At 57.7% G+C, this 19606-nt stretch carries 16 protein-coding genes and 1 tRNA gene; all 17 read left to right on the top strand.

From position 1 onward, the window contains the following. Positions 1-147 precede the first annotated feature (147 nt). The 17 genes from LDN04_RS08995 (at position 148) to mnmA (ending at position 19525) form a co-directional block, all read left to right on the top strand. A complete protein-coding gene (locus tag LDN04_RS08995; RefSeq protein ID WP_223909014.1) occupies positions 148-1350 on the top strand; it encodes a hypothetical protein in 1203 nt (400 codons plus the stop codon). A gap of 161 nt (positions 1351-1511) precedes the next feature. Further along, positions 1512-2948: a LysM peptidoglycan-binding domain-containing protein gene (locus LDN04_RS09000; RefSeq protein WP_223909016.1), complete on the top strand. Its 1437-nt coding sequence runs from the start codon at positions 1512-1514 to the stop codon at positions 2946-2948. A gap of 60 nt (positions 2949-3008) precedes the next feature. Beyond that, entirely contained in the window at positions 3009-4931 is a 1923-nt protein-coding gene (locus tag LDN04_RS09005) for a GspE/PulE family protein (protein ID WP_223909017.1), read from the top strand. Then, positions 4928-5674, top strand: coding sequence for a hypothetical protein (locus LDN04_RS09010; RefSeq protein WP_223909019.1), 747 nt, complete (start codon positions 4928-4930; stop codon positions 5672-5674). Before LDN04_RS09005 ends, LDN04_RS09010 begins: the two co-directional genes overlap by 4 nt. A gap of 118 nt (positions 5675-5792) precedes the next feature. Further along, on the top strand, positions 5793-6869 hold the full coding sequence (pheA, locus tag LDN04_RS09015) for a prephenate dehydratase (RefSeq protein WP_223909021.1): 1077 nt from the start codon (positions 5793-5795) through the stop codon (positions 6867-6869). A gap of 168 nt (positions 6870-7037) precedes the next feature. Then, the gene (locus LDN04_RS09020) at positions 7038-7898 is read left to right on the top strand and encodes a prephenate dehydrogenase/arogenate dehydrogenase family protein (protein ID WP_223909022.1); all 861 of its coding nucleotides are present in this window, start codon (positions 7038-7040) and stop codon (positions 7896-7898) included. Positions 7899-8135: 237 nt separating this feature from the next. Continuing rightward, positions 8136-9425, top strand: coding sequence for a 3-phosphoshikimate 1-carboxyvinyltransferase (gene aroA / locus LDN04_RS09025; protein ID WP_223909023.1), 1290 nt, complete (start codon positions 8136-8138; stop codon positions 9423-9425). Continuing rightward, a complete protein-coding gene (cmk, locus tag LDN04_RS09030; protein ID WP_223909025.1) occupies positions 9422-10159 on the top strand; it encodes a (d)CMP kinase in 738 nt (245 codons plus the stop codon). The genes aroA and cmk overlap by 4 nt, the downstream gene beginning before the upstream one ends. Position 10160: 1 nt before the next feature. After that, complete coding sequence (locus LDN04_RS09035; RefSeq protein ID WP_223909027.1) at positions 10161-11009, top strand: 4-hydroxy-3-methylbut-2-enyl diphosphate reductase; 849 nt, start codon at positions 10161-10163, stop codon at positions 11007-11009. Positions 11010-11078: 69 nt separating this feature from the next. Next, positions 11079-12839, top strand: a complete 1761-nt coding sequence (locus LDN04_RS09040; protein WP_223909028.1) for a 30S ribosomal protein S1 — start codon at positions 11079-11081, stop codon at positions 12837-12839. A gap of 39 nt (positions 12840-12878) precedes the next feature. Next, complete coding sequence (locus LDN04_RS09045) at positions 12879-13163, top strand: integration host factor subunit beta (protein WP_223909029.1); 285 nt, start codon at positions 12879-12881, stop codon at positions 13161-13163. A gap of 117 nt (positions 13164-13280) precedes the next feature. Then, positions 13281-13367, top strand: a tRNA-Leu gene (locus LDN04_RS09050). A gap of 465 nt (positions 13368-13832) precedes the next feature. Beyond that, positions 13833-15875, top strand: a complete 2043-nt coding sequence (locus LDN04_RS09055) for a response regulator (protein WP_223909030.1) — start codon at positions 13833-13835, stop codon at positions 15873-15875. Between the two features lie 220 nt (positions 15876-16095). Then, positions 16096-16776, top strand: a complete 681-nt coding sequence (gene cysE / locus LDN04_RS09060; RefSeq protein ID WP_223909032.1) for a serine O-acetyltransferase — start codon at positions 16096-16098, stop codon at positions 16774-16776. 3 nt (positions 16777-16779) lie between these two features. After that, complete coding sequence (locus LDN04_RS09065; RefSeq protein ID WP_223909035.1) at positions 16780-17244, top strand: Rrf2 family transcriptional regulator; 465 nt, start codon at positions 16780-16782, stop codon at positions 17242-17244. Positions 17245-17263: 19 nt separating this feature from the next. Next, the gene (gene nifS, locus LDN04_RS09070; protein WP_223909037.1) at positions 17264-18406 is read left to right on the top strand and encodes a cysteine desulfurase NifS; all 1143 of its coding nucleotides are present in this window, start codon (positions 17264-17266) and stop codon (positions 18404-18406) included. A 3-nt stretch (positions 18407-18409) separates the two neighbouring features. Then, positions 18410-19525 (top strand): tRNA 2-thiouridine(34) synthase MnmA, encoded by a 1116-nt coding sequence (gene mnmA, locus LDN04_RS09075; RefSeq protein WP_223909040.1) that lies wholly within the window; start codon positions 18410-18412, stop codon positions 19523-19525. The last annotated feature ends 81 nt before the right edge of the window (positions 19526-19606 follow it).

Consider the following 19606-nt stretch of genomic DNA (forward strand, 5'->3'; position numbering starts at 1 on the left):
GATGTAAAGTGCTAATCCAATTGACCGTCATGGCTGGTAAATACCGTGCGAACCGGCGACAGACGTGAATGGTGGCCGGATTGCTGAATGTTCCCGCAATGTTTTCTATGATGGCACGAGACTGCTTTCCAGCACTACAGAGGTATCATGATTAACATCTTGCTCATAACCACCGATCAGCGGGCGATGGCCATAGTGGAACTGCTTAAGCCCCAGCACCAGCTCAGGGTTGATGTGGTCTCCGATTTTGATCAGGGGATGAAGGATATTTTCGACAAACGCCCCCAAATGGTATTTATCCAGGGGGAAATTGACGGTGTATCCGGTGAAACCGTTGCGCGCCACATCAAAGGGCTCCTGCGGGAGCAGTCACCGCGGCTGATACTGCTGCGCGAAACTCTCCAGGCTAGGGTGGGGGCAAAATCCTGTTACGATGGCAGCATTGACCTGTTTCTCGACGAGGACGACCTCCTTAATGCTTTTCGCACGCAGATGGAGACGATTTCCGGTTTCAGATGGCAGCCACCCGTCCCCGTCGGAGGGCCGGACGTACCGGTCATGTCCACGGCCGACCAGTATGCGGCGGCACTGGCCGCGGCGACTTTAGAATCAAGGCCGGAACCTCAAGACTCTCTGGCAACGGAACCGCTAACGCCTTTGTCTCACCGAGGACAGCCTCTCTCCCCTCCCGCGCCCCCGGCCGAGCCCGTCTACAATGTGGAAATGCGGTCGCCGGAGCCTATCAGTGCCGCCGGCGGGATCCAGAAACCGGGTGAATTCCGTGGAACTCCACCCCCCTTCGAGAACACATTTTACGGTCATAAAACCAAGCACCGGCCCTGGCGTTATGTCATTGTCTTTCTTGCTGTTCTGGCCGTCTGCGCCACCGTCTATTTATACCAGTTTTCTCAGCCGCGCAATGCCCCGGCGAGCAGGACCGGCGGACCTGTATCTGTCCCTTCCCCTGCCGGACAACAACCTTCAGCGTCATCGGATCCTGCGCGGACTATTGCCTTCATTTCCCGGAACAGGCCCGACGTCGGTTATGCCGCTGCCCATCCGGGGTGGGAGCGTTTCACCAATGATGCGATGGAATTCCTCGTCTTCCGTGAGAGCGGCAACGTCAAGGCGATTCAGATCGTCGCATTGAGGCAGGAATCATTGTCTGACGCCTTCGTTGCGGAAAGAGTCCAGGATGTCAGTGGCAGTAGTGCTTACCAGATCGGTTCCCGCATCGAAAAGGATGGTTTTCTCATCGAAAAAGGTTCTGCCAAAGGGAACGTCGAACTAGTCATCTACCGCAAACGCCCGTCAGGAGATATCCGGGCGCTCGTCATCGCCCTTCCGTAGTAATGCCCCGGCTGGAACCGGTTGCTGTTGTTTGCACGGGGGAAAATACAGCGCACCTGCCCAATGGAGACACTATGTTGCCATGCGATACTTCGTCGTACCGTTCATTTCTGTCATTTATTGCGGTTTGCACTCTGCTGACGGCTACGTCGGCGTGGGGGATGGATCCCAAGTTTGAACTCGACCCCAAAGCCCTTGACAAGAAAGTTCTGCCCACCGCTTCACCTGCTCCTGCTGTCCGTCCTTCGGAGAAGCCACGTCACGCTTCCGTTCAGGGGACCACCTATACCATCAAACCCGGCGACAACCTTTTCAAAATACTGATCCGCGAATACGGGCTCAACAATGACGAGGCCGAGAAGCTGGTGCCCCGGTTCCGGGATATCAACCGTCTTGGAAGCAGCAAGAGTCTCCAGGTGGGGAAAACCATCCAGTTGCCGTCCTTGAATAAGCTTCGGGGGGGGGCGGAGGTCACGGCACGAAGGGGTGGGAAGGGGAAGCTCCTGGTCAGGAAGGACCAGCCGGCCGCCAGTTTTCACCTCGACAATGATGCCAGGGAAGGTGGGGGAGGGCGGATGGAAACTGTCCGCCAGGTCTGGGACAGCCTGCTTCCTGCGTCATCATCTGCATCCGCACCGGTGGATATCCGGAGTGACAGCTATTCCCTTTCCCTTGACCCCGGGCGCTATCCGGTATTCCCCGCCGCCGACGGTGGCCGGATCATCGTTGACAGGGAGGGGACGATTCCTCCCCTTGTCAAGAGCCTGATCATGTCCCAGGACCCGAAAACCCGGGTGGTAGCCGAAAATCCCGCCAACCGCCGCCGTTTTTTTTCATCCCTGCTTGCGGCGGCGAAATTTTATTCAGTTGAAGAGGATTTCCGGATGGATTTCGGGATTGACCCGAAGTTGACGGTGCTGGCGGATTACAAGATCGAGAAAAATGCCGACAGCCTCATGCGGAACGACATCGTACTTCTCAACGTCAACGACACCCGCCGCGGCATACCGCCAGTCCTGGCAGGATTTCTGCAGTCAAAGGGATTCCATGCGGTAGATTCCTATCCCGTCTACCGGGAAGGGCGTCATGGCGAGCAGCACCGCGTCTTCCAGGTGACGGCACGTGATCCTCAGACCATGGCAGACTCACTGATGAAATCCCTTGCGGTTCCCTATGAGGTCGACCATGGCATCAACCTGCTGGGGGACAATGCGGGTGGAGTCCGCTTGATGGTACGTGCGGATCGCTATTTCGAGAAGGAGGGGAGCCGCTACGTGGTCAGCTTCTTCGATGGCGATCCGGTCCAGTATACCCTCATGCGGCTTCTCGAAGGTGGCGGGTATCGAGTGATCCTCCTGGAGGCACAGGATGACTTCCGTAAGGTCGCGGAAAAATTTCTGGCCCGTCTCCGCCTCCCCGGCAATTTTGCCATGCACAACCTCTGGAGCCAGACGGACAGCAGTTACGGCATACAGATGTCCGGAGTCATACTCCGTGACGGGAAAAGCGAAGGACGAATCTTTTTGACGGATCGGGAGATCGACCCTCTCGTCAAAGATCTTCTGGAATATAATGATTTTAAAGTCGTACGTGAATAGATCCACTACCATGGGTTAGTCGGAGTGAAGACCGGCCGCCGGTCTTCGAAAAAGGTGTATATGGCACAGAAAAAAATCGGCGAAATACTGCTGGAAAACCATCTTATAGACGAGCAGCAACTACAGGAAGCGCTTGAACTGCAGAAGGTTTTTCCCGGCCAGACTATCGGGCAGCTTTTGTGCAGGCTCGGCCATCTCAGTGAGTCGGATCTCTCTTACATCCTGGAACACCAGGGGAAACGCCAGAAGCTGTCGGACATCCTGCTGAAACAGAAACTCGTCGATCAGGAGCAGCTTGCCCAGGCCAGGACCCTCAGCAAGCAGCAGCATATCCCCTTGGGGAGAGCGCTGCTCAGGCTTCGCTACATTGGTGAGGAACCCCTTGCCAAGGCCATCGCCGGCCAGTACGACCTGCCGTATGTCCAGCTTGGCAACCTCGCCATCGAAGAGGACCTTGCCCGCTTCATCAATTCTTCCTATGCACAGAAACAGAAGATCGTCCCTATTTCCAAGATCGGCAATACCCTTACGCTGGCTATGGCCTATCCCCTCAACATGCATGACCTGAGGGAGCTCGGGGTTACCATCCGGCTGAAAATCATCCCGGTCATAGCCGGGGAGAGTGAGATCGTCCAGGTCCAGCAACGCCTCTACAAGTCCACGGCGATGCAGGAATCCCACGCGGAGGTCGAACTGGATCTCGTTCCGGAGGATATCGGGGAACTCCTGAGTCATATGGGGGACGAGCCGGATGTGGAGGAAGAGGTCCGGAAAGTCACGGAGAAGGACAGTGTCATCGTCAAGCTGGTCAACAAGATCATCTATGACGCATACATGGCCAGGGCATCCGATATTCACATCGAACCCTATCCCGGCAAGCAGGAGGTGATCGTCCGCATGCGGGTCGACGGGCGCTGCAAGATTTACCAGCGGATTCCTTACAAATACAAGTTTGCCATTCCGTCCCGGATAAAGATCATGTCTGACCTCGACATCGCCGAGCGCCGCCGGCCCCAGGACGGAAAGGTCAATTTCAAGAAGTTCGGCCCCATCGACGTGGAGCTTCGGGTGGCGACCATGCCCACCCAGGGAGGGTTGGAAGACGTGGTGCTCCGTATTCTCTCCACCGGGGAACCCATTGCCTTCGACCAACTGGGACTGACCGAGCGGAACCAGCGCGTGTTCGACGAAACCATCATCAAACCCTATGGCCTGGTGCTTGTGGTGGGGCCGACCGGTTCGGGGAAGACAACGACCCTCCATTCGACCCTTGCCAGGATCAATAACCCGGAGATCAAGATCTGGAGTGCCGAGGACCCGGTTGAGATAACCCAGCGCGGCATGCGACAAGTGCAGGTGAACAACCGCATCGGCTTCACCTTTGCCGCAGCGCTCCGGTCGTTCCTCCGCCTCGATCCCGACGTGATCATGGTCGGCGAGATGCGTGACATCGAAACCGCTTCGATTGCCATCGAGGCATCCCTGACGGGACACCTGGTCTTTTCCACCCTTCATACCAATACGGCGCCGGAGACGGTGACCCGCCTTCTGGATATGGGGCTTGACCCGTTCAGCTTTTCCGATTCGCTCCTCTGCGTGCTGGCACAACGTCTGGCCAGGAAGCTGTGTGATGACTGCAAGGTCGTGTATCGGCCCGAAGCGCAGGAGCTGGCTGATGTCATTGAAGAATTCGGCCCGGACCAGTTCGCCCGCCTCGGGCTGAAGGGTGAAGAACTGACCATGACCCGTCCGGTCGGGTGCGATAAGTGTGCCCAGACGGGCTACCGCGGGCGGCTCGGTATCCACGAACTGCTGGAATGTACCGACAGGATGAAGGGGCTCATCAAGAGAAAAGTCGGCACGGAACAGGTCGTGGAGCAAGCGGTGACGGACGGGATGACGACCCTGAAGCAGGATGGTCTTCTCAAGGTATTCCAGGGCCTCACCGATCTTACCGAGATCAGACGGGTGTGCCTGAAATGAGAAATCTCCGCCATGGATTCGCCGCCGGCCTTATGCTGGTCCTGTTGGCCCCTTCTTTTGCTGTCGCAGGCGAGAAGGGTCCCGTGGGTTACCGGCTGACCGTCGAGGATTATACCGAAGGGTATGTGGTTCCCAAGGTCGCAACCGAACTGCTCCTGGCCCGCAACTGTACTCCCAGTGCCATCAAGGGGGTACCGGCGGCCCCTGCACAGTTCCAGGAGCTCAACAAGCTCCTGGAGAGGGGAAATCCCGGTTCCCGATTCGATTGTGAGAGGGGGATTGTCACCTTGGTCCAGCCTTCTGCCCGCATGATCTTCAGAAACTTCAAAGAGGAGCGGCTGGAGAAGGACTACGGACAATTCAGTGATGTCTGGCTTCCCGGAACGGATACCGTAGCGCGGAGCGTGGGAAAGAATTCTATTGCCATCAGGATCAACCGTGAAGAGCCGGAAAAATCGATCATAACCGCAGCAACATTGCCGGTCCTCGAGGAGACCGTCAAGGGGATGGGAAAGGGTGCTCCCTCCACTCTGTTTGCCAAGGGAAACCTCGTTCGTATCCTCAATGAAACCTACCGGACTGTCTATGCACCCCAAGAGCACACCCTTCTCAACTTTGCCTACTTCGTCATGTCGGACCAGGATGTTCAGCAGGAGGTCATCCGTCAGGCACAGTTGGCAAAGACTCCACCGCTGCACGAGAAGAAGCGGGTCAACAAGGCGGGGCAAAAATCCGCCAAGTGATTTCCGCCCACTGCGCCCTTATCAGCTGACCAAAAACTGTTTGCATTTTTAGCGACATTGCTATAGATTAGCTCCCTCCACGACACACCCCACTTCCTTCCCAAAGGCTGACTCTACCTTGCGCGACAAAAAATCGCTCGCTACATTGCGGCAGGCCATCGACAGCCTGGATGACCAGATTCTGGACATCCTCAATAACCGGGCCACACTGGCCATGGAGGTGGGCAAACTGAAGTCCGCCGCCAGGGGTGATTTCCATGTCCCGAGCCGGGAACGGGAAATCTATGACCGCCTCACTGCCCGGAACCGGGGACCGTTCCCCAACGAGGGGCTGAAAAGTGTGTTCCGGGAGATCATCTCTGCTTCCCTTGCCCTGGAAGCGCCCATGAAAGTGGCATTCCTCGGTCCCAAGGCGACCTTCAGCCACCTTGCCACCATGCAGCATTTCGGCTATTCCGCCGAACTGGTTCCCCAGAAATCCATTCCTGCCGTGTTCGAAGAAGTCGAGAAGGGGCGTGCCACCTACGGAGTGGTGCCGGTGGAGAATTCCACCGAGGGGGTGGTCTCCTATACCCTCGACATGTTCATGGAGAGCGAACTCAAGATCAATGCCGAGGTGTTGCTGGAGGTCCACCATGACCTTCTTTCCCGCACCGGACGGCTTGAGGATATCAAGAAGGTCTACTCCCATCCCCAGCCCATTGCCCAATGCCGGAAATGGCTGGAGGAGAACCTCCCCAACGTACCGCTGGTGGATGTGGCGTCAACCGCCGTGGCCGCCCAGATCGTTTCCGAGGACTATACCGCGGCAGCCATTGCCAGCGAGCTGGCCGCCACCATGTACGATCTCAAGCTGGTGCGCACAAGGATCGAGGACCAGGTCAACAACTTCACCCGGTTTCTCATTATCGGCAAGAAGCTGACGGAGAAGAGCCGTGATGACAAGACCTCCCTCATGTTTGCGGTGAAGGATGAGGTGGGTATCCTTTACCGGATGCTGGAACCGTTTGCCAAACGGGGGATCAACCTTTCCAAGATCGAGTCGCGCCCCATGAAGAAAAAGGCCTGGGAGTATATGTTCTTCCTCGACCTGGCGGGGCACATTTCCGACCCGGTGATTGTCGAGGCGATCGAGGAACTCAAGCAGTGCTGTCAGTTTGTGAAGGTTCTCGGCTCCTACCCCCGGGCAAAGTAGAGGAGCGCGGCTTTTCCGCAATCTCTGCGTTGATCTTCGCGATTCCTTGTGCGACGTAGCGCTGTTTATGCCCGATGTTTGGGTGCTACGTCTCCGCGTCATCCCTCGATCGCCTTGACCTTGCAAAAAATCCACACTCCTGCTTACGGGGTTGAAAGGATACAACACATGCCGCTCATTCAGCGGTTGTGCATAATCGGTGTCGGTCTCATCGGCGGCTCCCTGGCCCGGATCCTGCGGGAGAAGGGGGAAGTGGGTGAGGTCGTCGGGGTCGGCCGGGGAGAAGCGAACCTGCAACGGGCCGTTGAACTCGGGGTGATCGACCGGTACGAGACCGACCCCGTTGCCGGTGTTGCGGGGGCCGACCTGGTTTTTCTCGCCACTCCCGTCTGCTCCATTGCGTCCGTTCTGGCCCGCATCGCCCCCCATCTGGCCCCGGGGTGCATCGTGACCGACGGTGGCAGTGTCAAGGGGGAGATCGTGTCTGCCTGCGAGGCGCTCATGCCGGCCGGGGCCTTTTTCGTCGGCGGGCATCCCATAGCCGGTACGGAAAATTCGGGGGTCGAGGCCTCCTTTGCCTCCCTTTACCAGGGGAGACGCTGCATTATCACTCCTACTGTCGCTACCGACCCCCTTGCCCAGCAGAAAGTGGTGAGGATGTGGGAGTTGACCGGCAGCGAGGTAGTGCTGATGGACGTGGAGAAGCACGACCGGGTCCTCGCCGCCATCTCCCATCTTCCCCACATGGTGGCCTATGCCCTGGTCAACGCGGTGGGGGGGTACGACCGGTTCGAGGAGGGGATTCTGCCGTATTCGGCCGGCGGGTTCCGGGACTTCACCCGCATTGCCTCGTCCGATCCGGCCATGTGGCGTGACATTGCCCTCATGAACCGGGAGGGGATCCTGGAGATGATGGACTTTTTCTCCCGCTACCTAGCGGAGCTGAGGTCGCTGGTGGAGAAACGGGATGGTGCCGGGCTGGAAGCATTCTTCGCCCGATCCAAGGAACAGCGGGACGCGATCCTGTAGTTTTTGTCCGGAAAGGGTTCTTTTCCGCTCTGGCGGTGTCAATCTGCGGACTTGCTTGTGCGGCGTACAGAAGTACGCCTCCGCGCAATCCCTTGATTTCCTTGCCAGAGCGAAAAATTCCTCCTTTCCGAATCGAAAACTGATAGGTTCACATCTGGAGTTTCCAGATGGAAACTATGTAGGCTGGTTTGACGGGGCGAAGCGCCCCGTACCCACAATGGCAGAGAGGGGATGTACGTGAAGAGCTACACCGTTCAGCCGGCAACGACACTTCGGGGTGAGATCAGTGTTCCCGGCGACAAGTCCATTTCCCACCGTTCCATCATGCTCGGTTCCATTGCCCGGGGAGTGACGACGGTACGCGGCTTCCTGCGGGGCGAAGACAATATTTCCACCCTCGATGCATTCCGGGCCATGGGAGTGGGCGTTGAAGACGACGGTGAAACCCTGCGCATACGGGGAGCGGGGCTGCATGGCCTGTCCGAACCAGCCGATGTTCTCGATTGTGGCAATTCCGGCACCTCCATGCGCCTTATCACCGGGCTTCTGGCGGGGCAGCGGTTTTTCTCCGTCCTGACCGGTGACCAGTATTTGCGCAAGCGCCCCATGGGACGGGTCATCGAACCCTTGGGCAGGATGGGCGCCACCATTTTTGGCCGTTCCGGTGGCGACAAGGCCCCCCTGGCAATCGTCGGACGGCAACTGGCTGGCATAAGTCATACTTCCAAGGTGGCGAGCGCCCAGGTGAAATCGGCCCTGATGTTGGCCGGGCTGTATGCCAACGGGGTCACCACGGTGACGGAACCCCACCTTTCCCGGGACCATTCGGAGCGGATGTTCCGCTATTTCGGTGCCGACGTGGAGACGGCAGGTACCACTGTCACGGTGCGCGGAGGACGGGAGTTGACCGGCCGCGACATCGTGGTGCCGGGAGATATCTCGTCGGCAGCCTTTTTCATCGTGGCAGCCCTCATCGTTCCCGGTGCCGAACTCCTCATCCGCGGCGTCGGCGTCAATCCGACCCGTACCGGCGTCATCGATATCCTCAGTGCCATGGGGGGCTCCATCGAGCTTCTCGACCGGCGGGAGGTGTCCGGCGAACCGGTTGCAGACCTTCTGGTCCGTGCGTCGGCACTCAAGGGGGTCGAGATCGGCGGTGAGGTGGTTCCCCGGGCAATCGACGAGTTTCCGGTGATCTGTGTGGCCGCCGCCCTGGCTGAGGGAAAGACGGTTCTGCGGGATGCCCGGGAGTTGCGGGTCAAGGAAACGGACCGGATTGCCGCCATGGCAACCAATCTGCGGCGAGCCGGCGTCCAGGTCGTCGAGATGGACGACGGCATGGAGATTACCGGCACGGAGAAGCTGCAGGGGGGCATGGCGGACAGCTTTGGCGACCACCGCATAGCCATGTCCATGCTGATTGCCGGACTTGCCGCAACGGATAGTGTAACGGTCGACGATATTGCCTGCATCTCCACCTCGTTTCCGACCTTCGTCGAACTCCTCGAAAAGGTTTCCGTGCGGTGAGCGTATCGAGGGGGGGGGGAAAGCGTCTGATTATCGCCATCGACGGTCCTTCCGGCGCCGGCAAGAGCACCATCACCAAGCTCCTGGCCGACCGGCTCGGCTACATCCATATCGATACCGGCGCCATGTTCCGGACCGTGGCGCTTGCGGCACGGCGGGCCGGAGTTTCGCCTGACGATCAACCCGCCCTTGCCCGGCTTTGTAATGAGTGCACCATCTCCTTTGCCCGCACCAACGGCTGCTGTCAGGTGCTGCTCAACGGAGAGGACGTTTCCAGCGCCATCAGAACGCCGGAAATCAGTCTGCTCACGTCGACGATCTCGGCCCGGAAGGTGGTCAGGGATTTTCTCCTCGAACTGCAGCGACAGATGGGGAGTGCAGGCGGGGTGGTTCTGGAGGGGCGCGACATCGGGACGGTGGTCTTTCCCGATGCGGATGTGAAGTTTTTCCTTTCCGCATCGGCGGAGGAGCGTGGCAGACGCCGGTACCTGGAACTCAGAGCCAGGGGGGAAAAGATTTCCCTCGACGAAACCATTGCCGCCGTGGTCCAGCGGGACAGACAGGATGAAGAGCGTGAGCATGCTCCTCTGCGACGGGCTGTGGATGCCATTGAAATCGATTCCTCAGGGCTTTCCATCGAGGAGGTTCTGGAGCGGATGACGGCGGTTATCGAGGCAAGACTTAAGGGGCAGGGGGCAGGAACCAGTGTCCGGCAGCCCGTAGGGAGTTTTTAGTATGGAAATCATTGTTGCCAAACGGGCCGGATTCTGTTTCGGTGTCAAGCGGGCCACCCAGATGGCCTTCGAGGCTGCAAAGGAAAAGGGTAACACGTTCACCCTCGGGCCGATCATACACTCTCCCCAGGTAGTGCAGAAGCTTGAGGAAATGGGGGTTAAGGTCCGCAAGGACCTGTCCGGCCTTTCGGATGCCACCATTATCATCCGTTCCCACGGCGTCGCTGCCGAAGAGCTGGAAGAGGCGGTCCTCAAGGAACTCGAAATAATCGACGCCACCTGCCCCTTCGTCAAGAAGGCTCAGGAGCATGTGAAAAGTCTCTCCCAGTCGGGTTATGATGTGGTTGTCGTGGGTGACGCCGACCATCCCGAAGTGCAGGGGATCGTTTCCTATGCCACGGGGAAAGTCTTTGTCGTCGGTTCCAACGAGGAGGCGTCCCGGCTCCCTCGGATGGGGAAGATCGGCGTGGTTGCCCAGACTACCCAGTCATTCGAGAACCTGCAGAGCGTGGTGATGAAATGCCTTGCCAGGGGGAGCGAGATACGTGTGTTCAACACCATCTGTGACGCCACGGCAATCCGTCAGGAGGAAGCCAAAGAGCTTGCCAAGCAAGTCGATTGCATGGTAGTAATCGGTGGCTACAACAGTGCCAACACCAAGCGGCTTACGGAAGTCTGTACCGAGCTCCAGCCAAGGTCTTTTCAGATCGAGACTGCCCAGGAACTCAACCCGGCGTGGTTTGACGGGGTTGAGCGGGTGGGTGTGACCGCCGGGGCTTCAACACCCAAATGGCTTATTGACGAGGTCGTGGAGCGTATCGAACAGATCAATCGCAATAATAACCATTGAATTTTTTAGCAAATGTGCTAATTTAACGTGCTTAAGCGAATGGCAAATATTTGAGGGGGTACTTGGTTAATGATGGATGAAAAACGGATGAAACGGCAGAAAGAAATGCCGATCAAGCGCTTTCATGATACGGACGATGAACTGGACCAGGGGAGCGGCGGCGAATTCGAAGAGATGTTCCAGGACAGCCTGAAACAGCTTCGCGTCGGAGAGATTGTACGTGGCGTCGTGGTGCAGATTTCGCCCGATTACGTGCTGGTTGATGTGGGGTACAAATCCGAAGGGTGCGTACCGGCCAATGAATTCATGGACGAAAACGGCCAGTTGACCGTCAAGGTGGGAGATCCGGTCGAAGTCTTGTTCGAGCGGCGTGAAAACGAACTGGGGTACATCGTCCTTTCCAAGAAAAAGGCCCAGGCCCACCTCGTCTGGGACAGGATTGCCGAAGCAGGGGGCGAAGGGGGCGACGTCGAAGGGAAGATCGTTGCCAAGGTCAAGGGCGGCCTCAATGTTGACATCGGCGGTATTACCGGCTTTCTGCCCGCTTCCCAGGTCGATCTCCGTCCTGGTGGCAACCTCGATCGGTACGTGGGACAGACCGCGACCTTCAAGATACTCAAGATGAATCGCAAACGGGGGAACATCGTCCTTTCCCGCCGTGTCCTGCTGGAAGTGGAGCGGGACAAGGCACGGGAGGATACTCTCGCGACATTGGCCGAAGGCCAGGTGGTCGACGGGGTTGTGAAAAACATCACCGATTACGGTGCCTTCGTCGATCTGGGGGGACTGGATGGTCTGCTCCATATTACCGATATGTCCTGGGGACGCCTGACCCATCCGGGTGAAATCATCAAGGTTGGCGACACCGTCAAGGTCATGGTGCTGAAGTTCGACCGCGCCAAGGGGAAAATCTCCCTCGGCATGAAGCAGGCCATGCCCGATCCGTGGCTCAACGTGGAAGCGAAGTACCAGACGGGTGAGCGGGTGCAAGGGAAGGTGGTCAGCCTGACCGAATATGGGGCGTTTATTGCCCTTGAGGAAGGGGTCGAAGGGCTGGTCCACATCTCCGAGATGTCCTGGACCAAGCGGGTCCGCCATCCCTCCGAGTTGCTCAAAGTTGGCGAAGAGGTGGAGGCGGTCGTCCTCGGTGTTGATTCCGGCAACCGCCGGATTTCTCTCGGCCTCAAGCAGACATCCGTCAATCCCTGGACTGTGGTCGGTGAGCGCTATCCGGTCGGCACCAAAATCGAGGGACAGATCAAGAACATCACCGACTTCGGCATGTTCATCGGGATCGAGGATGGCATCGACGGTCTGGTGCACGTGTCGGATATCTCCTGGACCAAACGGATCAAGCATCCCGGTGAGATATACAGCAAAGGGGAGACGGTTCAGGCAGTTATCCTGAACATCGATGTAGCCAACGAGCGGCTCTCCCTCGGCGTAAAGCAGCTTACCCCCGATCCCTGGAGCGAAATCCCCGGCAAATACCGCCCCGGGACCCGGGTCGTGGGCAAGGTTTCCTCCGTTACCGACTTTGGCGTTTTCCTCGAACTTGAGGAGGGTATAGAGGGGCTTGTCCACGTTTCCGAACTTTCCCACGAGAAGCTTGCCACCCCGAAAGGGTTCTGCAACGTGGGAGACGAGCTGGAGGCGGTGGTTCTCAATGTTGATACCGTAGATCGCAAAATCGGGCTTTCCATAAAGTCGTTGCAGAGTGCGCTGGAAAAGGCCGAGTTCGAGTCGTTCATGGGGTCCAAGGGGGAAGCGACGTCCAACCTTGGGGACCTGCTGAAAGAGATCAAGAAAAACGGCAATGGCGACAAGTAAGGGTCTATCGAAAGCAAACTGCTGGGAAGAGGTGTGCGTATGACAAAAAGTGAGCTCGTAGAAAAAATTGTTGAATCCAACAGTGTCCTGACCCGCAAGGAGTCCGAACTGGTAGTCAACCTGGTGTTCGACGCAATGAGCGCCGCCCTGAAAAAGGGGGAGAAGGTTGAAATCCGCGGCTTTGGCAGTTTCACCATCCGCGAGCGGGGACCGCGCGAAGCGCGCAACCCGAAGAGTGGTGAAGTCGTCCGGATTCCGGCCAAGCGGACACCGTTCTTCAAAACCGGCAAGGATCTGCGGGAACGGGTTAATACCCTCGACTGATCGGCGGCAAATATTTGTCTCCAACGGGAGGGGGGATCACCTGGTGATATTCTCCTCCCGTTTGTTTATCTTGTCCTTTCTTCTTCACTGGAATTTACCCCGATCAGAACGGATACTGCCCGAATGGCGGAATTGGTAGACGCAAGGGACTTAAAATCCCTCGGTCGCAAGGCTGTGCCGGTTCGACCCCGGCTTCGGGCACCATGTATAAAAGGCTTTACGGAAAACACCGTAAAGCCTTTTTTGCAATAACTTGATCTATTGTATTTCCAAGGAATTTGCGGTAGGTGTGATTTTTATAAAAATATGCCATGAAAATAATATAGTCGTCAAATAACGGCAATGTCCGCTTTAAGTGGTTGTTGTAATGTTGAGTAATGTGGTTATATGGCGTAATGTTTGTGTGGATATAGGATGTGGATTGTTCGGCAAATTAACAAATTAAGCGGATTGTTCTTGGTCGGTACCGGTGACGGGTACTACATGAATAGGGGAATACTCGGTGCTAAGGGTTTAATTTCTCTGGAATGTTTTTTGTCGGAAACCATGTCGTCATGTCTCATCCATATTACTGAAGATCGGTAGCCGTTTTTGGTTTATATGGATACACGAATTAATGGTATGTAAATTGCAAAATCTCTTACAGCTGAAACGAGGGGGCTGGGAAGGATGGCACTACCAAAAATTCTCATTGTTGATGACCAGGCATTTGCCCGGCAGCTCTTGCACGACGAACTCCTTGCTGCGGGAATGATGGTTGAGGAGGCGGCCGATGGTGCGGCAGCGTGTGCGCTGGCGGCTGAATCCCGGCCTGATCTGATACTGATGGACATGGTGATGCCGGGTCTGGATGGCATTGAAGCATGTCGTCGACTCAAGGGTGATCCGCAAACTGCGTCCATACCGGTAATCGTCCTGACGGCGAACAAGGATAAGGATAAACTGGTGGAGGCGTTTGCTGTCGGCGCGGACGATTATCTCAACAAGCCGTTTGTGACTCATGAGCTGCTGGCGCGGATCAACTCCAACCTTTCCAAACGAACAACCGCTGAGATGCTTCGCCAGGAGGTGCGGGATACGGGGATACTGCTCGAAATCTCCCAGGCAATCACCTCCAGCCTTGACACGCGGCGCATTCTCCAGATCATTGTCGAAAAGATAGCCGGCACTCTTGACGTCCTTCGTTGTTCCATTGTCCACCTGAAAGGGGAGGACGGCTACGGATACGTGCTTGCCTCCAGTGACAACTCCGACATCAGCGGTTTTCGGATAGAGTTGGAACGTTATCCGGAGATCCGCGAAGTTATCCGGACCGGCAAGTCACTTGTCGTCGATGACGTGAAGAACAATCCTCTCATGGAGGAGGTGAGGGGGTTTATCTCCGGGCTTCCGTTCGACTCTATTCTGGTACTGCCCGTCATTTACCGGAGCGAGGTAATCGGTACGCTCATGCTGAGGACCGCCCGCGCGGGGAATTCTTTTACCCACCACGAACTCAATTTCTGCGAACTGGTGGCAAATGTCTCGGCCGCCGCGCTGAAAAATGCCTATCTCTATGAAAAAGCCCGGGAGGAATCCCAGGAGTTGCGGGAAATAAAAGAACGGCTGGAGCAGGAGTTGCGGGAAAAAGCACTGTTCGAAACCCTGTTCGAGCACGCATCCGATGGGCTCATGGCCCTCAATGCCCATGGCGAACCGGTCTACATCAACAGAATTGCCCTGGCTATGCTCGGCTATTCTCGGGAAGAGGCCCTTAATCTGGCCTTGGCTGACATGCTAGCCGACGAATGCCGACAGGATGCCATGGAAAACCATTTGAGTTTCTTCGTCGGCCGGGAATACCGGCGCCGGAGTGAGCTGGTTTTTGTCACCAAAGGGGGAGAGAGGCTGCACGTGTCGGTGTCGGTGAGCGATTACCGGCTTGATGGAAGGTATCTCATCTGCTCCTTTACCGATGTAACCGAGGAGCGCCGCTTCCAGCAGCAGTTGAAAGCGGCCAACGAGCGGTTGCAGGATCTGGACAGGCTCAAGTCGGAATTCATCCGGACGGCCACCCACGAGTTGCGCATCCCCGTCAGCATCATGTACAGCTACTGTGCCCTCCTTGGTGAAAGTGACACCGGGAGCCTGACCGATACCCAGCGTCAGTACCTGAAAGCGGCCGTGGAGAGCGGCGAACGGCTGGTAGACCTCGTAGATAGCATGCTCGACCTCGCCAGAATCGAGAATGGAGGCCCCCTCCTGAATCTGGGAGAGAAGAGAATCATCGAACCAATCCGGGATGTCTACTCCGTTCTCGCACCCTATGCGGAGCAAAACGGGCTGCTCCTCTCCATCGAACCGATTGACGAAGGGCTTTCGGCCTGCTTCGACCCGACCCAGATAGCGTGCGTTCTTACCAATCTGATCGGCAATGCAATCAAATTCACACCGCCGGGGGGAAAGATCGGAATCGCGGCGGGTCAACATGGCAAACATGTCCGGGTGACCGTCAGCGATACCGGCGTGGGGATTCCTGAAGAGTGCCATGACAGGATTTTTGACGAGTTTTGCCAGGTCGGCGCGTCGAGTGCTCCCAAGAAGGGGAGCGGCCTCGGTCTCACCATCTGCAAACGTATCGTTGCGGCCCACAAGGGGGACCTGTGGGTCGACAGCGCTCCCCAGCAGGGGAGCGCCTTCACGTTTACCCTTCCAATGTGTCCTCCCTCCTGAAATTATTTCTAACTACCCTTTATCTCAGTGGATCTTAAGAGCATCCCGTCCCTCACAACCCTGCAGCTCCAGTTCAATCACGGCGGCTGGCCCGGGCCACTTGGTCCAGGAAACAGCCATCTCTTCTGGATTTGATTCCATACTTGACAATTATAGTAAGGTATGTTACTCAGGAAAGAAGCTTTTGGGTGCCAGTTGCTGCAAAGGGGAGGGGGAGACGATGTTTGCGCGTATGCAGAATGATATAAAGGCGGTGTTCGACCGCGACCCGGCTGCCCGGAGTGTGCCGGAAGTACTGTTCTGCTATCCGGGGCTCCATGCCGTCTGGTTTCACCGGGTTGCCCATTGGTTCTGGACCCATGAACACTATTTCATCGGGCGGTTAATTTCCCACCTGGGGCGCTTTTTCACCGGGATCGAAATCCACCCCGGCGCCACCATCGGCAAGGGGTTTTTCATCGATCACGGTATGGGAGTGGTGATTGGGGAGACCGCCGAGATTGGCGACAACGTGACCCTCTACCACGGGGTAACGCTCGGCGGGGTGAGCTGGGAGAAGGTCAAGCGCCATCCCACCCTTGAGGACAACGTGGTGGTCGGTTCTGGCGCCAAGATCCTCGGGCCGTTCACCGTCGGTCGAGGGAGCAAGGTCGGTTCCAATTCCGTGGTAGTTAAGGAAGTTCCTCCCAATTCCACGGTGGTGGGAATCCCCGGTCGTGTTGTCATGGCCACGGAGAAGCCGGCCGACAGAATGGACCTGGAGCACGGCAAGCTTCCCGATCCGGAGGCGAAGGCCATTGCGTGCCTGTTTGACCAGATCCGTGAACTGGAGCGGAAGTATGATGCACTTGCGGCCGAGCACGAAACGCTGAAGCAGCAGATTTCCAAAAAAGGGGCCTGATTCATGCGCCTCTCCACGCGGGCTCAATATGCGGTACGGGCCATGGTGGATCTCTCCCTTTATTCCGAGGGGCGGCCCGTGTCGCTGAAGGAAATTTCCCGGCGGGAGGAGATACCGCTCAACTACCTGGAGCAACTGTTCTTCCGCCTGAAAAAGGGACAGATCGTGACAAGCGTCCGTGGCCCCGGCGGCGGGTATGTGCTGGCCCGTCAGGAAGATGCCATCAAGGTCGGAGAGATCGTGGTAACCGTGGAAGAACAGCTCAATCCCGTGGCCTGCCTCGATGAAGGGGACCGGAGTTGCCGGCGGGAGGCACATTGCGTTACCCACTTCGTCTGGCAGGGGCTGGGTGAGAGGATTCGGGGATTTCTCGATTCCATTACTCTGGCGGACCTGACCCGGGAAGCGCGAAACAGGCCTGCAGGTGAAGGAAACATTGAGAAAGGGGCCTGCAAGCCGACGGGCTGAGCGCAGGGAGTACGACCGCATGGAGTTGATTTACATGGATTACAACGCCACGACACCGGTCAAACCGGCGGTGTTGGAGGCGTTGTTGCCGTTTTACCGACAGCAGTTCGGCAACCCGTCGAGCATCCACTGGGCCGGACGACAGGTCAGAGGAGCGGTGGATGAGGCGCGGGAGCGGGTGGCTGCCCTGGCCGGCTGCGAGCCGGTTGAGGTGGTATTCACCTCCTGCGGCACGGAAGCCGACAACATGGCCATCAAGGGGACGGCGGCAGCCCGGCGCGGCGAGGGAAACCATATCATCACCTCCCGCGTGGAGCATCCGGCGGTCCTCAACACCTGTCTTGCCTTGGAGCAGCTAGGGTACGACATCACCCGGCTGGAGGTGGACCGCCACGGACGGCCGGACCTTGACGCACTGACGGCGGCTATCACCGATAGCACCATTCTCATCTCCCTCATGTTCGCCAACAACGAGACCGGCACCCTTTTCCCGGTACGGGAGATAGCCGCACTGGCTGCGGAGCGTCGGGTATGCTTCCATTGCGATGCCGTTCAGGCCTTCGGTAAGGTGCCAGTCGATGTCAGGGGAATAGGGATAGGGTTAACCTCTATCTCAGGCCACAAGCTCGGTGCTCCCAAGGGGGTGGGAGCTCTCGTGGTCCGGACCGGGACGAAGCTCCATCCCCTCCTGAACGGTGGGTCCCAGGAACGGAACCGGCGGGCAGGCACCGAAAATGTGGCGGGCATCGTGGCGTTTGGCAAGGCCTGTGAACTGGCCGGGGCCGAGCTTGCCGGCGAGGCGAAGCGTATGGCCACCCTGCGCGATCGCCTGGAACGGGGGATTGGGGAGCGGATTCCCCATACTCAGGTGAACGGCCATCCAACGGAGCGCCTTCCCAATACAACCAATATCTCCTTCAGGGATGTGGCTGCCGATTCGTTGCTTCTCAATCTCGACATGGCAGGAGTGGCCGTTTCGTCCGGATCGGCCTGCGCGTCGGGAACCCTCAAACCCTCCCACGTCCTTGCCGCCATGAACCTAGAATCCGCCTATGCAAAGGGTTCTGTCCGTTTTTCCCTCGGTGCGGAGAGCACGGAGGAGGATGTGGAGCAGGTGTTAGCGCTGTTGCCACCCATCGTGGAAAGGTTGCGGAATCTCTGAATCATGACAGATAACTACAGAAAACAACGGGTGGTCGTCGCCATGAGCGGCGGGGTGGATTCGTCGGTCACCGCCGCCCTTCTCCAGAAGCAGGGGCACGAGGTGATCGGCATTTCCATGCAGGTCTGGGACTATGCCACATTCACCGCACCTGATGGGGAGAAATTCGATACCTGCTGTTCCCTCGACGACATCCACGATGCCCGGCGGGTGGCAGAGCAACTGGGTATTCCCTTCTATGTGGTTAACTTCGAGGAGGAGTTCCAGAGGCTGGTGATCGACGACTTTGTGGGGGAGTACTTCCGCGGCCGTACTCCCAACCCCTGCGTACGCTGTAACCAGCGGATCAAGTTCGAACTGTTGCTGCAAAAGGCACGGGACCTGGCCGCCGATTATCTTGCCACGGGGCATTATGCACGGGTTGAACGGGACGGGACCGGCCGTTACCGTCTCCACATGGGCCAGGACAGCAGCAAGGATCAAAGCTACTTTCTCTTCACCCTTACTCAGGAGCAACTGTCCCGGACCCTTTTCCCTCTCGGCGGAATGACCAAGCCGGAGGTGCGGCGGCTGGCTGCTCGTTATGGACTGCGGGTGGCTGAGAAAGGGGAGAGTCAGGAGATCTGCTTTGTGCCGGACAACGACTACGTCCGTTTTCTGGAGGAGGCACGGGGCGCCGGCACGTTGAATGGCGACATCGTCGACCGCCGGGGGACCGTTCTCGGCCGGCACCAGGGAACCTACCGCTACACGGTGGGACAGCGGAAGGGACTGGGAGTGGCCCATCCCTCCCCCCTCTATGTGCTCGAGGTGGATACGGAGAAACGTCAAGTAGTGGTGGGGAGCCGGGAAGAGCTCGCCAGCCCCGGTCTCGTTGCCACTGACCTTAACTGGATCATCCCCCCGCCGGGAGCACCACTGGAAGCCACCTGCAAGATCCGCTACCGGCACCGGCCGGTGTCATGCACCGTTATCCCCCTGCCGGGGAACCGTGCTGAAGTCCGCTTCACGGTCCCTGAAAAATCGGTCACGCCGGGACAGGCGGTGGTCTTCTATCGGGATGACGAAGTGCTGGGTGGGGGATGGATCGAGAAGGCAATGTTAAATGTTGAATTGTGAATTTTGAATGAAACCTTAATCTGTGGGAGGGAGTGCCCCATGGGGCGAATGTGCCCGAGTACCAGCAGCTGTAGGCGAAAT

Source organism: Geobacter sp. AOG1 (assembly GCF_019972315.1).
Taxonomy (GTDB): domain Bacteria; phylum Desulfobacterota; class Desulfuromonadia; order Geobacterales; family Geobacteraceae; genus Geomobilimonas.

Bases quoted from the DNA above. Each gene is read 5' to 3' on its own strand.
- cysE (WP_223909032.1), top strand. From the start codon at position 16,096: ATGTTTGCGCGTATGCAGAATGATATAAAGGCGGTGTTCGACCGCGAC.
- LDN04_RS09005 (WP_223909017.1), top strand. From the start codon at position 3,009: ATGGCACAGAAAAAAATCGGCGAAATACTGCTGGAAAACCATCTTATA.
- LDN04_RS09010 (WP_223909019.1), top strand. From the start codon at position 4,928: ATGAGAAATCTCCGCCATGGATTCGCCGCCGGCCTTATGCTGGTCCTG.
- nifS (WP_223909037.1), top strand. From the start codon at position 17,264: ATGGAGTTGATTTACATGGATTACAACGCCACGACACCGGTCAAACCG.
- LDN04_RS08995 (WP_223909014.1), top strand. From the start codon at position 148: ATGATTAACATCTTGCTCATAACCACCGATCAGCGGGCGATGGCCATA.
- LDN04_RS09055 (WP_223909030.1), top strand. From the start codon at position 13,833: ATGGCACTACCAAAAATTCTCATTGTTGATGACCAGGCATTTGCCCGG.
- LDN04_RS09045 (WP_223909029.1), top strand. From the start codon at position 12,879: ATGACAAAAAGTGAGCTCGTAGAAAAAATTGTTGAATCCAACAGTGTC.
- mnmA (WP_223909040.1), top strand. From the start codon at position 18,410: ATGACAGATAACTACAGAAAACAACGGGTGGTCGTCGCCATGAGCGGC.
- LDN04_RS09065 (WP_223909035.1), top strand. From the start codon at position 16,780: ATGCGCCTCTCCACGCGGGCTCAATATGCGGTACGGGCCATGGTGGAT.
- LDN04_RS09040 (WP_223909028.1), top strand. From the start codon at position 11,079: ATGATGGATGAAAAACGGATGAAACGGCAGAAAGAAATGCCGATCAAG.
- LDN04_RS09020 (WP_223909022.1), top strand. From the start codon at position 7,038: ATGCCGCTCATTCAGCGGTTGTGCATAATCGGTGTCGGTCTCATCGGC.
- LDN04_RS09035 (WP_223909027.1), top strand. From the start codon at position 10,161: ATGGAAATCATTGTTGCCAAACGGGCCGGATTCTGTTTCGGTGTCAAG.
- LDN04_RS09000 (WP_223909016.1), top strand. From the start codon at position 1,512: ATGGATCCCAAGTTTGAACTCGACCCCAAAGCCCTTGACAAGAAAGTT.